We start from the raw sequence: 13,814 nt of genomic DNA, 5'->3' as shown, positions 1-13,814 counted from the left end.
AACGGACCCGACCGCCACGAGGGCGCCCTACTGCCCACCGGCGGCCATGTCCGGCACCCTTTCGCACCTCGGGGGCGCCGCAGTGGGCTTGTCGGTGGGGCGCAAGGCGATCACCAGCAGGGCTGCTCCGGAGAGTGCGATCAGCATGGCCCAGAACGCGCCGACGTGCATGGCGTGGAGGAACGCGTCATCGGCGGCGTGCGCCAGGGCGGGCTGGTGGATCGCGGTGGCAATGTGCCGGGCCTGTTCCGCGGAGACCCGTGCCTGGTCCTGCACCGGGCCGGCGTACTCATGCAGGGAGCCTTCGATCGCATGCCGGTAAGTGATCGACATGATCGTGCCGCCTACCGCGATTCCGAACAGGCTGCCGGCCTGTCGCGCGGTGTTGATAACAGCCGATCCGGCGCCGGCCCGTTCCAACGGCAGGGCGCTCATGAGTCCCCCCGTCACCGGGCCGATCACCATGCCGATCGACAGGCCCTGGATCGTGAAGGCGATCTCGTTGAAGATCAGCGGGGTGTGCAGCCCGAAGAGCATGTTGCTGCCCATTGCCAGCCCCGCCGTGGTCAGCGCCGTCGCGGTGACCACGCGGAGCGTCCAGCGACGGGCCAGCCGGACGCCGAGCGGCGCCCCTGCAATCGTCCCGAGCGCGCTCGGGGCGAACGCCAGGCCTGCTTGCAGCGGCGAGAATTCGCGTGCGCCCTGCAGGTAGAAGGCGCTGTAGAAGCTGGCGGCGGTCATGGCGAACAGCAGCAGCCCGAGCGCCGCGTTGGCGAGGCCGAACATGCGCTGGGCGAGCAGCCGGGGGTCGAAGCTGGGCTGCCGGTGGCGCAGTTCGACGAGTACGAAGCCGGCCAGCAGGACCCCTCCGACGGCGATCGTGCCCCAGACCGACACCGAGTTCCAGGAGGCCACCTGCCCCGCGTGGATCAGCCCGTAGGCCAGGAAGGCGAGCCCGCTGATCGACAGCAGCAGCCCGGCAGGGTCCAGTGGACGCGGGGTGGGGCTGCGGAAGTTCGGGACCAGCGTGGCGATACCGATCAGCGACAGCACCGCGATCGGGATGTTGACCAGGAAGATCGAGCCCCACCAGAAGTGGCCGAGGAGGACGCCGGCCAGCAGCGGGCCCGCGGCGACTCCGACACCGGCGGACGCCGAGGAGATGCCGATCGCGGTCGCCCGGGCGGGACCGCTGAAGGTCCACATGAGGATAGCCATCTGCGCGGGCATGATCAGCGCGCTCCCCATGCCCATCGCGGCCCGAGCGGCGATCAGTTGGTCTGCGTCGCCCGCGTACGCCGCCCACACCGAGGCGCCGGCGAAGATCGCCATCCCGGTGACGAGCACGTTCCGGTGCCCGAAGCGATCGCCCAGGGCGCCGGAGGTGAACATCAAGGTGGCGAAGACCAAGGTGTACGAGCCGGTGGCCCACTGCAGTTGGGCGGGGCTGGCACCCAGTCCGCGGACCGGATCGGCGAGGGTTTCGAAGGCGGTGGTGAGGATGGTGTTGTCCAGCCAGATCAGCAGTGAGGACAACAGGAGTACGGCGAGGATCAACTGCTGCCTGGACTTCGGCAACGTTGGAGGCGTCGTCATCGGAACCTTCAATTCTCAAGGTATGTGGGCTGTCGACCCCGCAGTACGCCACCCTGCTCATGGCCGGGGCGCAGCTTGGGCTGCCGGCCTCGGACGTCGTCAGGGAAGTGGCAAGCTCTCGGCAAGCCGCCTACGAGATGCTCGGTAGTGTCGAACTGGAGGGCCTGATCGAACTGCGCCCGAATCCGACCGATCGGCGCAGTCACCGGATTCATGTCACCGCATCCGGGCGGGCACGTCTGGCCGAAGCTCGTAGCGTCGTCGACCGCCGTGAAGCCGAGCTGGAAGCTGCGTTCACACCGGAGCGGAGAGGCGTGATCCGCGACTGGTTCGTAGGTATCTCCGTAGCCTGCCGCTGAGTTGAGCCCGCACGGCCGGATGCGTCATGTGTCCCTCTGCCCGTGGTTCGAGAGCTGACTTTGAGTCAGTCCTCGAAGGATTTCCGGAGCCGACCACTTGGCCTCCGTACCAGTGGCTCAAGGGCCTCGGCCGGCAGCGTGGCGTCCAGGAGGTGCCTGGACGCCACGCTCTGGGCAGGTCGAGCCGGAGACGGATGAGCGGTTGTCGGACCGGATCGGGGTCGGTTTGCTGCCGCGGGTGGTGGTCTATTCAGTACTGGTCAGCGGCTTGTCCAGCACCGCCTTGAGGTGGCTGAACGTTTCGACGGAGTACTCACCGTGGTAGCGGCCGATGCCGCTCTCGCCCACGCCGCCGAACGGCAGCTCGGGTACTGACAGGTGGGAGATGGTCAGGCCGAAGACCAGGCCGCCGGAGGAAGTCTCGCGGGTCAGCCGCTGCTTGGTCTGCTCCGAGGCGGTGAAGGCGTACAGCGCGAGCGGCTTGTCCCGCTCGTTGATGAAGGCGATCGCTGCGTCGAGGTCGGGCACGGGGATGATCGGCAGAACCGGCCCGAAGATCTCCTCCCGCATCACCGGTGCCTCGGGGGAGACGTCGGCGAGGACGGTCGGCTCGATGTAGCGCGCGCCCCGGTCGTGTGCGCCGCCGGTGACCAGGCGGCCGTCGCCCAGCAGCGCGGTGAGCCGGTCGTGGTGGCGTTCGTTGATGACCTGGCCGTACTCGGAGCTGGCCGCCGGGTCCGGGCCGTACAACGTCTGGACGGCGGCGGTCAGTTCGGTTTCCAGCGCTGCGGCGGTGTCGCCGATGGCGAGGATGTAGTCGGGGGCCACGCAGGTCTGGCCGGCGTTCTGGAACTTGCCGCGGGCGATCCGCTGCGCGGTGACCGCAAGGTCGGCGCCCGGCTCGACCACCGCGGGGCTCTTGCCGCCGAGTTCGAGGGTGACCGGGGTGAGGTGCTTGGCGGCGGCCGCCATGACGATCCGTCCGACCGTGCCGTTGCCGGTGTAGAAGATGTGGTCGAATCGCTGCTCCAGCAGCGCGGTGGTCTCCGGCACGGCGCCCTCGACCACGGCGACGGCCTCCCGGTCGAGGTGGCGCGGCAGCAGCCGGGCCAGTGCCGCCGAGGTCGCCGGGGCCAGCTCGCTGGGCTTGAGCAGCACGGTGTTGCCGGCCGCCAGGGCGCCCACCATCGGGGCCAGGGCGAGGTGCAGCGGGTAGTTCCACGGCGCGATGAGCAGCACCACGCCGAGCGGGTCGCGGACCACTCGGGCCTCGGCGGGCTGGAAGGTGGCCGGGACGGCGGCGGGGCGCGGGGCCAGCCACTCCTCCAGGTGCGCCACCGTGTGGTCCACCTCGTTCAGCAGGAACCTGACCTCGCCGTAGGCCTCGGTCGGGCTCTTGCCCAGGTCGGCGTGGAGCGCGGCCACGAACTCCGTGGACCGCTCGGTGAGCAGCGTGCGCAGGGCGGCCAGTTGGGCCAGTCGCCAGGCCAGCGGCCTGGTCCGCCCGGTGTCGAAGGTGCCGCGCAGCCGCGCCACCACGTCAGCCGGGTCGGTGGCGGCGGCCCGGACCAGCAGCTGGGCCAGCTCGGCAGAGGAGCCGGGGTTCTGGCCGGTGTAGAGGTTGCGGTCGACGACGGTGTGCGGGGTGAACGGCGCGGCTGCCACGAAGTCGGCGCCGAGCTCGACCAGGCGGTCCTGGAGCAGCCAGGGGGCCTTCCCGGCGAGGCCGGTCGCGATCTCCTCGACGTTGCTGAAGGCGGTCATCCGGTAACCGGCGAACAGCCAACTGCTGTCCCTGTGACGGACGTTGAGCAGCGCGGCGGCTGCGTGGCAGACCATGCCCAGCGGCCGGCCCGACTCCAGGGTGCGGGTGAGGATCCGGCCGGAGTCCTCGTCCACCGCAAGGTCCTCCATCGGGCCGTGGCCGCCCGGGTAGAACACCACGTCGTAGTCGTCCGGGTCGACCTCCGCCAGCTTGGCCGGATGCGCCAGCACCTCGCTGATGCTCTCCAGGTAGGTGGCGAGGCGGTCGGCCCGGGGCTCGCCGCCGTTGACGGTGGCGCTCAGGCTGCCCTGGTCGACCGGGGCGGCGACACCGCCGGGGGTGGCGACGGTGATCCGGTAGCCCGCCTCGCTGAAGATCCGGTGCGGCTCGGCGAGTTCCTCGGCCCAGAAGCCGGTGGGGTGCGCGGTGCCGTCGGTCAGGGTCCAGTGGGTGGCGCCGGTGACGACGAACAGAACGGAGGTCATGAGTGATGCTCCAGGCTTGTCAGTGGTTGAGGTCCGGCCGCGTGGGCCGGAGGCTTGAAGCCCTGAATGGTTGAGACGACGCTCTGACGGGGCGTCGAAAAGGTCATGAGGGCGCGATCGAGATCGATCGCGGCCCCACTGGGAGTAAGGGCGTGGACATCGCCGCGCAACGCAGCAGCCGAACTGAGGGCCCTTGAGTGATCTTTAAGCTCGGTCCCCCACCAATTCCCGGTTGAACCGGCCTGGTCGGGGTGACCCGGATCCATCCACAGGCGCGAGGTGATCCGGCTGCTGCTTACCGTTCCGGCGTGGGGGTCGAGTTAGAGCGACCCCGGGTCCTGGCCGGCGAGCAGGACGAGCCTCCTGATGACCCGCGCCTAACCGAAGGGCGAAGGTGTGTGGGTATTGCTGACACGCATCAGGCTGCGACTCCTTGATGAACTGGAATGCGGGATCGGTGGTCTCGTGAACCGTATGCGAACCTTTGCAGGTTTTGGATGTGCTGATCCCACATTCCCTGGCCTCGGTGATGTGCGCTTCCACCCCTCGGTTTCTCGTTTATCCGGCGAGGCCGAAATATGCCTCGAACTGGGTCGCCCGCCTGGGAATTCACCGGATGCAGGGGCGGCCTCGGCGTGATTCATGTGCTGCGACCAAGGACGCACCGACCAGACCGAGGCGGTGGAGAAGAACGCGCTGCAACAGCGGGACGAGCAGGAGGCTTTAGAGAGGCTGTCACGCTTCCGAGGCGACTTCTGGGGCTAGTTCACTCGCTTGTACAGCGGGATGTCACGGCCGATCTGTGTGGCGGCCGAGATGGCAAGGTAGATGGAGGCCCGGAACGTCGTCCACAGGGAGGGCGCGTGGGTGGTGAGTTGCGCGCCGCGGAGTGGGTGCCAGTCGGATGTGGTCCGGCCGGCCTCGATCGTCGTCACCCAGGGATAGTTGTCCTCACCCCGCACCGCGAGCACGATCGTGTCGGAGAGGGATCCGCTCACGGCGGCAGCGGGCCGCGAGTGGGTGATGGCGCCGCCGACCCGCGTCCAGCGGTTGTCCCACAGCTCGCTGGCCCCGTAGTAGTTCTGCCGGTAGATGTGGTTGTCGGTGCCGCGGTAGAAGACGGCCAGGTTCTCCCGGCCCGGAGCGTAGGCCACGGCCGCCGGCGAGGAGTTGCTTCTCGCGTTCCCCGGCAGGGCACGGTTGAGGAATTCCCAGCCGGTGGGTGCCGACGAGTGATACAGACTCCACACGATTTGGTGGTTGTTGTTCGTGTAGAACACCGACAACTGGCCGCCGATGCTCACCACCGCGGGAGTGCCGAGGGCGTTTGACTGCGGAACTCCGGTCCAACTGGTCCACCGATTGTTCACGGTGTCGATCAGTTGGGCGTAGTACAGGCGGTGGTCGTTGCCGCGGATGAAGACGAACAGCCGGTTGTTGTGTACGACTGCGGCAGGCGCGTCGCTCGTCCGCCAATCCCCGGGAATGGGCCGCATGGGGTCGGCCCCGCCCGGCGACCACCAGATCCTGTTGTCCTCGCCCCGCATCACGGAGCCGGTGTCGATCCCGACGGGCGTGTCGGGCGTTCGCGCGTGAGGGTCGCCGAGGAGCTGCCAGTCGCCTTCGGTCGCGGCTGCCGGCTGCATGCCCATGGGGCCCAGGATGGCGAGGGCCGCCAGCAGGGCCGCGATGGCCGCCTTGCGTGGTTTTCCTGTCCGCGTGGGTCGTGTCAGGCCCCGGGTCGTTGCCATGGGTTTCTCCTTCTGCGGTTGTGTTGTTCGGGGGTGGGCGGCGACGGGAAGGCCCCGGCCCGTACCCCCGTGCCCCGTGCGGCGGTGGCAGGTATGCGCCGTTCCGTCGTCGCCCCGATCTTGTACATGTCGACTTCGACATGTCAATATTTACTTGTGCGGAAGAGGGTGCGCATGGGAGTGCAAGGGCGTGCAAGGGTGTGCCGCCTGCGATCGGGTCTCGCTCGACCGGCCCGGCCTGCGCGCTTGCCCGGCCGCCATCCCGGGGGTGCCTCTATGTCCTTGGTCAAGTCCGAGTTGGTCGTGCGGTGGCTGGTTCGGGGCTGCGTGGCTGGTGGAGGGTTCCGTCGCGGAGCAGGGCGAACAGGGCGCTGATGCGGTGGCGGGCGAGGCGGAGGAGGGCTTGGGTGTGGGTCAAGGCGCGGGCGGCTGGGCTCGACTGTGCCGGCGTCACGCGCCACGCCTCCCGGTCGGAAGCCGCCAGGACTGGTGCGTCGTACCCCCGCCCCGGCGGGCCGCGTCGACCGCATGGGCTGCCGGTCCTCGCGTCGGACCCGAAGCACTGTTCCCGGTGCCAGGTTTCTCGGCGCGGCCGCCGGATGGTCGGGCGGCGGCTCTCGTCGTTCCTGGTTCATCCGGGGAGGAAAGCCCCTGTTGCGGTCAATGGGACTTTCGGCCAGAACGTTGCCGCATTACTATAGTGGTGACATGTCGAGTATGACATATTCTAGAGGTGTGACTCTCAGATACGCAGTGATGGGCTTACTCATGGACCGCCCCGGCAGTGGTTACGACCTGATGAAGCGCTTCCGGCGCTCGCTCGGCAATGTCTGGGTCGCTTCGCAGAGCCAGGTCTACGGCGAGCTGAATCGCCTTGCCGACGTCGGGGTGATCGAGGTCACTTCGGAAGGTCCCCGCGGCCGCAAGGAGTACGTCCTCACGTCGCAGGGCGAGGCGGAGCTGCAGGAATGGCTCGCCCGTACCGAAGGCAGAAAGCCGCAACGCCACGAGATGCTCCTGCAGGTCTTCTTCTTCGGACTGCTTCCACGGGAGCAGGTCGTCCAACGCCTCGCTCGGCAAGCCGAGATCGCCGCCGAGCAGCGTGCGGCACTTGTCGACATCGAAGCGTCGATCGACTGGGACGACGGGGCCCCGTTCAGCGCCAGTGGCCGGTTGGCCCTGGAGTACGGGCTGCGGCTACGTGCAATGGAGGAGGACTGGGCCCGCTGGGCCGTCGCGCAGACCAGCGGCCCGGCCGGAACGGCGGACGACTCCAGTGAGTGCGAGCGCCGGTTCCGGACTCCGGCGGCCTGATCGACGTGACGGCGCGTCGCGCGTACGCGGCGCCGGGCGTGCATCGGGTACGGAAACCTCAACCGACACGGCGCATGAGGCCGCTGCGGGTCGGTCCCGAGACCGGCCGGATGCGGGAGGGGTGTGGCCGCCGGCCTGGGGGCTTCCTGTGCCGCGCCGGTCCGATGCGGCCGTCCGCGATGCTCTACCCGGTGTTGACGCGCCAGTGGTTGCCTGTCGTGGGAGCGTGAGGCCTTCGTCCGTCCCGGCCGCAGGTGTGGCTGCCGGGTTCTCCGGGCGGGCTGTGCCCGTCCGAACGCCCGCAGACGCGGTCCGTGCCCGGCGACGTGTCTGTTTCGCGAAGCCTCACCCTTCGGTGCGATCCCGATCCCCGCGCCGAGGCCGGGCCATGGTCGGAGCGTGACATGTAAAGTACTGACATGTCACTCACACAGGCACTACTGGGGCTGCTGGCGGTGGAGCCCGCCAGCGGGTACGAGCTGACGAAGGAGTTCGAGGGAGACATCGGGCGGTGGGCCTGGCAGGCCGCACACCCGAGTGTGTATCCGGAGCTCGTCCGGATGGCTGAGCGCGGCCTTATCGAGGTCACTCACGAAGGCCCTCGCGGGCGAAAGACGTACGAGGTGACAGCCAAGGGGCGCGAGGAACTGCGAGCGTGGCTACAGGCGCCCTGGGGACAGGGAGTCGTGCGCAACGAGCAGGTTCTGCGCATGTTCCTCCTGGAGGCGCTGGAGCCGGAGGAGGCGGCCACCGCGCTGCGCGGCGTCATCGAGTACGCCGAACACAATGTCTCCGCACTTCGGGAACACCGAGCCAGGCGGGAGGCCGAGCCGCCCGACGGCCGTGAGGTGCTGGGGCAGTTGGCGGCCGAGTTCGGCCTGCGGCAGTACCAGGCTATGCACGACTGGGCGCTGTGGGCCCTCGACCACCTGAACCGGCGCCGCACGGCCCCTTCGGCCTGACGCTCTCGCCCAGCCCTTGCGCGGGGCACACGCGGAAAGCAATGCGAAGGGCGCAGCACGCCGGGGCCGACACCTGGCGGGCACCGCTGTAGGGCGGAGTGGCTGCCGGGTCGAGGGCAGCCTGCTGCGCAGGGGGCCGCGTCGGCATTCGGCGCGGCGCGCAGGTCACGGTCGTGGAGCGGCCAACACATCGCAGAGGCGGAGGGCGACGAGCAGTTCCGCCTTCCGTCCGAGGTACCCGGCGCCCAGCATTTCGGTGACCGCGTTCAGCCGCAGCCGGACGGTGTTCTCGTGGATGCTGAGCCTGGCCGCCGTCGCCGTGTGCGTGCCGCAGGACAACCAGACGGAGAGGGTCTCCCGCATACGAGCCGCCCGATCGGTACTGTCCGCGAGTGGGCCCAACTCGTCCCGGACGAAGGTGGCGGCGGACGGCGGATCGTGCAACAACAGGTCCTCCAGCGAGAGGTCGTGGAAGGACAGGCAGCGGGGTGCGTCATGGAACTTCTCGCGGATGTCCTCGGCTCGCACGGCTTCACGGTGGCTCGCGCGGAAGCCCGCGATCCCCGGTCGGGGTCTGCCCATCGCCGTCTGCGCATCCGACGCCAGCAGCGTCCGGCGCAAGGTGTCCAGGACGCCCACCGAGACGGCTTTCCGGTATCCCAGCCAGGCGGTCCAGTGGGTCGCGAGCGGCGGCAACAACAGGTGCTCGCGTGCCGAGGTGGCATTCTTCGCGCGCTGAAGGACCTGCTCGGCGTGTGCGCGGTCGGTCGCATTGATGAGCAGACCGATGTGGGTGCCGCCCAACCGATAGCCGAGCGCGGCGTCCCAGGCCGGGTTCACGCGTCCGTCGTCGGTGGCGAGGATCGTGGTGATCACGTCACGTCGGCGTAGATCCCCACCGAGGCGGAGGCCGGCCGTGGCCTCCTGGTGGGCGAGCACCGACTCGCGCATGGCGCGCTCGGCGAAGTCGAAGGCGCAGAACGCCACCCGGGAGACCATCTCGCCCGACACCGCGATGCGCCCGCCGTTGGCGGCAGGGTCCGGTGCAAGCCCGGGCCAGCCCATCCTGCCCCACCGGTCGATGAGTTCGCGCGTGCCGGTCCAGTAGGCCTGCCGTATGCAGACCAGGGAAAACCCCTGCTCGGCGACCCATACGCCGAAGTCGCGAACCTGGCTCGTGACATCTTCCGCGGGAGGGGGCGCGACGTTGTGGGCCTTCGCGACCGACAGCACATTCGTCCGGACGAAACGCCTGAGCCCGTTGTGGAACGGCACGTTGCCCTGTCGGGTGGGAAACACGTCCTTCGTGATCTCGCAGGTGATCTCGTCGCAGAGCCGATCGATCCAGGGGGCCTCGAAGTCCTGCGCACCGGGCGCCACCTTCGGTCCGCATGCCTCCTTGAGCAACTCTGCGTCAGAACACACGCTCACCGTCGACACCTCATATTCGATACTATAACGCCGACATGTCGAAAGTAGAATATCCCCTGGGTGGGCCAACCCGGTCGCGCCTGTTGCGAAGCCGGGCCGTCGTGCGAGGATCCGAGCCGGGGGACCTGGTCCAGGTGCCTTCTCTCCATGGGCCCGGGACCCCGTGGGCCGACCCGGCCTGTCGTTCCGTGGAGACACGCCTTCACACCCTCTACGGGGCCTGGCCGGTGGGGACTTGACACCGACTGGCCTGGCTTCTGTGCGTCGGCGACATGATGCCCGGCTCTGATGCCGCATACCGTTCAGGCAGTGAGCAGCCATGCCAGTGCCTCCGGGAGCGACCGGTGGCGCGGACGGGATCGCAAGCGCGGCCCCGTGGAACGGCATGGAACCGAACAGGGAGAGAAGTCGTGCCGCCGCCCGCGCTGACTGTCGTTGCCAGTGACCCGGTCACGCGCGACGGAGTGTGTTCCTGGTTCCGTGCGAGCGGCTCGGTGAGACTGCTTCCGCCCGGTGTGGTGGCTGATGCCGATGTCGCTGTGCTCTTCGCCCATCAGGTGGCCGAGGACACCTTGGCGACCATGCGGCAGCTTGTGAAGCGGGCGGCGACGCCGGCGATGAAGTTCGTGCTGGTCGCGAACCACATCGGTGAGGTGGAGCTGATACGTGCCGTCCGGTTCGGTCTCGTCGGCTTCGTGCCCCGCTCGCAGGGGTGCATGGACCAGGTTCTCCAGGCCGTGCTGAGGGGTCGGGAGGGCGGGGTCCAGTTCCCGGACGTACTCGTCAAGTCCTTGATCGACCAGGTGCGGAGCCTGCAGGAGGACGTTCTGGAGCCGCGCGGCCTGAACGTAGCCGGTTTCAAGGACCGGGAGATCGAGGTCCTCAAGCTGCTGGCCGACGGAATGGACACCGCGGCAGTCGCACGGCAGCTGAACTACTCGCAGCGCACCATCAAGAACACCCTGGCTGGGCTTCTGTTCCGCCTCGGCCTGCGCAATCGGACCCAGGCCATCGTGTACGCGATGCGAGCCGGTGTGATCTGAACCGTCGCGAAGTGCGACGTGCCGCGACGCTCGTTGGGCGGGCACGACGACGATCCGCCCAGCCCTTGTTCCCCTGGTGTCTGGAGGGGGTCTTGGCGGCTTCGGGCGCTGTCGTGTGACCTCCGGCTGCGACCCGCGGCCTTCTCTTCCTCGTCGGAGGTCGGCGGAATGGGCCCGTGGAGGTCACGGCTGTGGCCGACCGGGCCCATCACGCGCCAGTGGTCAGCGGGTGGGGCGGAAAGGCGGCATCGCCGCCGCGTGCCTGGCCGTCCTGCTGTGGCGCCATGCGACGTAGAGCCGGACGGGGATACCCAGGCCGACCCACCAGTACTCCGCCACGTCGGGCGAGATCAGGGCCACCGGCAGCGAACTTCCGAAGATGACTGCGACACCCATCGCGCTGTGGAGCGGCTTGGTGATCAGCTCGTGCGGGGCCCTGGGGTTGCACAACGCCGGGCGCCTGCGGAGCCACAGCGCCATCACCGTGATCAGCAGAGCGGACAGGGCGATCGTGCCGGCGTACAGCGAGGTTGCGAACGGGTTGCTGTGGTACCTGGTGATGAGCTTCGTGGGAAACGGCAGTGCGGCGACGAGGGCCATCAGCGCCAGATCGAGGTACATCAGCGGGCCGTCCAACTGTTCCGCTGCCCGGAACAGGCGGTGATGGGAGATCCACAGCGCCCCGACGACGACAAAACTCAGCAGGTAGCCGGCGACGGACGGGAGCGTTTCCTTGAGGGCATGCCCGAGTTCGGCGGAAGGCACATCCTCCGGGACGCTTATTTCCAGCGCGAGGAGCGTGATGGCGATGGCGAAGACGGCGTCGGCGAACGCTCGCACCCGCTCGACGTCGATTCCGTGCAGAGGTCTCACTGGCAGGACTCCTCGTTCTTCTCCGTGCTCAGCCCATGCGGGCCGTGCCTCGGTGCAGGGCAGGCGCGGCGCACGGCCCGAGGCGTGGTCGCTCGGGGTCGTTCTGGCCGTCACTCGAAGTGACTCTGCACTTGGTGATCTCGACATGTCAATTTCATAGTGTGCTTCGTGATGAAGTTCCGGGATTCCCCCGATCTGGGCGCCAGTGCAGTTCAGACGCCATACTTGACCTGTCGAGACTGACATGTAGGCTTCCGGGTATGGATGGGATGCAGGTGCTGCCGGGTCTCGTGGCAGTCGAATCCGTCGGCATGGACGAAGCGGCCAGGGAGTTCGAACGTGATCCAGGGTGTGGTGCATGGCGGAGGCTTGAGGGAATGCGCGGTGCCGCGCAGAGGAGACGCCATGGCCGGAATGCCCTTGGCGGTGCTTGCCAGCGACCCGATCACCGGTGAAGGGGCCCGCGCGTACTTCCAGGCGTGTAACCAGGTGAGACTTCTTGCGCCCGGTCGTCCCTCAGAGGCCGAAGTGGTCGCGATGTTCGCCACTCAAGTGACAGACGAGACACTCGTGTCGATGCGGCGGTTGTCGGCCGCGCCATCGAGGTCGCGGACGTCGATCGTGCTCAGCGCTGACGGCATCAGCGAGGCCAGGATGCTGCGGGCCGTGCGGTACGGCCTGGTGGGCTTCGTGCCGCGCGCGCAGGCCGGTCTGGAGAGCGTGCTTCAGGCCGTGCTGGACAGCCGGAAGAGACGGGCCGAGCCGCCCGACGTGCTCGTACGGTCGTTGATGGATCAGATCGGAACCCTCCGGGACGGGCCTCGGGAGTCGCAAGACCCCTGCATGGCTCGGCTGAAGGAGCGCGAGGTGGAGGTCCTGAAACTGCTCGCCGAGGGTTTCGACACCGCGGAGGTGGCGGACGCCTTGAATTACTCGGACCGCACCATCAAGAACATCCTGGCGGGAATGATGGACCGCCTGGGGCTGCGCAACCGTGCCCACGCCATCGCTTACGCGATGCGATCCGGCGCTCTCTGACACAGGCGCCGGCCGGCCTCGAATCAGTTCGAAGGCGGTCTTCGCCGAGGATGCCGTTCCGCCCGCCAAGCATGTAACGCCGCTGCGGCGGACCGTCGTTGGTCGGGAGCCAGAGGGCCGGTGACGGCGGCCGCGGCCACGCCGTTGTCGACCGTCCACTGTCCCAGCTCAACGCGGAACCAGTGGACGGAGCCGTAGGAGATCGCAGCACGGGCCCCCACCGCGACGATCCACAGGACACCACGCCCGGCGCCGGGAGTCACCTCGGAGGTCACCGCCTGGGGTGAGGCCGCCGGTGCCGGTACGGCCTGGCATCCGCGCGCACCGGCCGAACCGCCCTTCCGGTTGGCCGTGGACGCCCGAGACCGGTCAGCCCACACCTTGGGGGCCGGTCCGCCCGCGGTGGCACCAATTCCAACCCACGGACAGGAAGAAGTATGAGCTACATCGAGATCCTGGTGGCGATAGCCATCGTGGTAGCCGTCATCGCACGTCAGTTGCGGGGAGAGGCGCTCACGGGCCGGCGCGTGATGGTGCTGCCGGTCGTCCTCACGGTGATCGGCCTCGCTCTGCTGAGGAACGAGCACCCGACCTCCACCGACGTCGTGTGCCTTGTCGCCGGCGGACTGCTCGCCTTCGGCATCGGAGCCGGGCAGGGTGCGATGACCCGGCTGGAACCGCGGGCCGGTGTGACGTGGGCCCGCATGCCCGCCGCCGGGCTGTGGTTGTGGGCGCTGCTGGTGGTCACGCGCCTGGGCCTGACCGTCGTCGCACACACCCTGGACGCGAAGGTGGCGGCGTCCTCGGCGACCATCCTCCTTGCACTGGGCATCAACCGGCTCGGCCAGGCCGTCGTTCTCGTCCCGCGACTGCTGTCCTCCGGCATGGAGTTCGCCCCGGAGCGGGACGGCCGGACGTTCCCGGATCAGATGGCACAGCGATTCTCCCCTCCGCCGCTGGACAATCAGCCTCCCGGGCAGGTGTACGGCGCCAACCAGCCGCCGCCGTACACCCGTTACCCGCAGGGCGACGGACTGGACTCTCTTCGCGGCCGCAGGCGGCAGCGCCGGGCGCGCAGGTACAACGACTGGCGATGAGCATGGGTGATGGTTGGGGCCGGCACCCTCACCACGCGGCGTGTGAGGTCTCGTTGATGGACATTCACGGCACCCCTGCTCCGCGGAAAGCGCCATGGCC

General features: G+C 68.6%; 11 protein-coding genes. 6 read left to right on the top strand and 5 right to left on the bottom strand.

Annotation, left to right across the window (positions count from 1 at the left end; all coding sequences use genetic code 11):
• Positions 1–27 precede the first annotated feature (27 nt).
• Complete coding sequence (locus ACIQE0_RS24195) at positions 28–1,596, bottom strand: MFS transporter (protein WP_402335717.1); 1,569 nt, start codon at positions 1,594–1,596, stop codon at positions 28–30.
• Between the two features lie 59 nt (positions 1,597–1,655).
• Between ACIQE0_RS24195 and ACIQE0_RS24190 the strand changes: the two genes are divergently transcribed.
• On the top strand, positions 1,656–1,955 hold the full coding sequence (locus ACIQE0_RS24190; protein WP_402335714.1) for a MarR family winged helix-turn-helix transcriptional regulator: 300 nt from the start codon (positions 1,656–1,658) through the stop codon (positions 1,953–1,955).
• A 246-nt stretch (positions 1,956–2,201) separates the two neighbouring features.
• Here the strand turns inward: ACIQE0_RS24190 and ACIQE0_RS24185 are convergent, their stop codons facing one another.
• Together ACIQE0_RS24185 and ACIQE0_RS24180 are read right to left on the bottom strand one after the other, a co-directional pair.
• Positions 2,202–4,205, bottom strand: coding sequence for an aldehyde dehydrogenase family protein (locus ACIQE0_RS24185; RefSeq protein ID WP_402335711.1), 2,004 nt, complete (start codon positions 4,203–4,205; stop codon positions 2,202–2,204).
• Positions 4,206–4,966: 761 nt separating this feature from the next.
• On the bottom strand, positions 4,967–5,956 hold the full coding sequence (locus ACIQE0_RS24180) for a hypothetical protein (RefSeq protein WP_402335708.1): 990 nt from the start codon (positions 5,954–5,956) through the stop codon (positions 4,967–4,969).
• Positions 5,957–6,664: 708 nt separating this feature from the next.
• Here ACIQE0_RS24180 and ACIQE0_RS24175 point away from each other — a divergent pair.
• Positions 6,665–7,270, top strand: coding sequence for a PadR family transcriptional regulator (locus tag ACIQE0_RS24175; RefSeq protein ID WP_402335706.1), 606 nt, complete (start codon positions 6,665–6,667; stop codon positions 7,268–7,270).
• 419 nt (positions 7,271–7,689) lie between these two features.
• Positions 7,690–8,232 carry a PadR family transcriptional regulator gene (locus tag ACIQE0_RS24170; protein ID WP_366337854.1) on the top strand — a complete coding sequence of 181 codons (543 nt, stop codon included), beginning with the start codon at positions 7,690–7,692 and terminating at the stop codon, positions 8,230–8,232.
• A gap of 165 nt (positions 8,233–8,397) precedes the next feature.
• Here ACIQE0_RS24170 and ACIQE0_RS24165 read toward each other — a convergent pair whose 3' ends face one another.
• Complete coding sequence (locus tag ACIQE0_RS24165) at positions 8,398–9,732, bottom strand: PucR family transcriptional regulator (protein ID WP_402335704.1); 1,335 nt, start codon at positions 9,730–9,732, stop codon at positions 8,398–8,400.
• Positions 9,733–10,073: 341 nt separating this feature from the next.
• Between ACIQE0_RS24165 and ACIQE0_RS24160 the strand changes: the two genes are divergently transcribed.
• Complete coding sequence (locus tag ACIQE0_RS24160) at positions 10,074–10,706, top strand: response regulator transcription factor (protein ID WP_366337850.1); 633 nt, start codon at positions 10,074–10,076, stop codon at positions 10,704–10,706.
• A gap of 222 nt (positions 10,707–10,928) precedes the next feature.
• Here ACIQE0_RS24160 and ACIQE0_RS24155 read toward each other — a convergent pair whose 3' ends face one another.
• Positions 10,929–11,579 carry a TMEM175 family protein gene (locus ACIQE0_RS24155; RefSeq protein ID WP_402335701.1) on the bottom strand — a complete coding sequence of 217 codons (651 nt, stop codon included), beginning with the start codon at positions 11,577–11,579 and terminating at the stop codon, positions 10,929–10,931.
• 405 nt (positions 11,580–11,984) lie between these two features.
• Between ACIQE0_RS24155 and ACIQE0_RS24150 the strand changes: the two genes are divergently transcribed.
• Positions 11,985–12,617: a response regulator transcription factor gene (locus tag ACIQE0_RS24150; protein ID WP_402335698.1), complete on the top strand. Its 633-nt coding sequence runs from the start codon at positions 11,985–11,987 to the stop codon at positions 12,615–12,617.
• Between the two features lie 437 nt (positions 12,618–13,054).
• The gene (locus tag ACIQE0_RS24145) at positions 13,055–13,714 is read left to right on the top strand and encodes a hypothetical protein (protein WP_402335696.1); all 660 of its coding nucleotides are present in this window, start codon (positions 13,055–13,057) and stop codon (positions 13,712–13,714) included.
• The last annotated feature ends 100 nt before the right edge of the window (positions 13,715–13,814 follow it).

It is taken from the genome of Streptomyces sp. NPDC093097, from assembly GCF_044754325.1.
Lineage (GTDB): Bacteria > Actinomycetota > Actinomycetes > Streptomycetales > Streptomycetaceae > Streptomyces.
Note: the sequence above shows the minus strand (reverse complement) of the source record. Positions and strands in the feature narration are given on the sequence as shown.

Excerpts from the sequence above, each read along its gene's own strand:
- ACIQE0_RS24195 (WP_402335717.1), bottom strand. The coding sequence starts at position 1,596 with ATGACGACGCCTCCAACGTTGCCGAAGTCCAGGCAGCAGTTGATCCTC.
- ACIQE0_RS24190 (WP_402335714.1), top strand. The coding sequence starts at position 1,656 with ATGGCCGGGGCGCAGCTTGGGCTGCCGGCCTCGGACGTCGTCAGGGAA.
- ACIQE0_RS24185 (WP_402335711.1), bottom strand. The coding sequence starts at position 4,205 with ATGACCTCCGTTCTGTTCGTCGTCACCGGCGCCACCCACTGGACCCTG.
- ACIQE0_RS24180 (WP_402335708.1), bottom strand. The coding sequence starts at position 5,956 with ATGGCAACGACCCGGGGCCTGACACGACCCACGCGGACAGGAAAACCA.
- ACIQE0_RS24175 (WP_402335706.1), top strand. The coding sequence starts at position 6,665 with ATGTCGAGTATGACATATTCTAGAGGTGTGACTCTCAGATACGCAGTG.
- ACIQE0_RS24170 (WP_366337854.1), top strand. The coding sequence starts at position 7,690 with ATGTCACTCACACAGGCACTACTGGGGCTGCTGGCGGTGGAGCCCGCC.
- ACIQE0_RS24150 (WP_402335698.1), top strand. The coding sequence starts at position 11,985 with ATGGCCGGAATGCCCTTGGCGGTGCTTGCCAGCGACCCGATCACCGGT.
- ACIQE0_RS24145 (WP_402335696.1), top strand. The coding sequence starts at position 13,055 with ATGAGCTACATCGAGATCCTGGTGGCGATAGCCATCGTGGTAGCCGTC.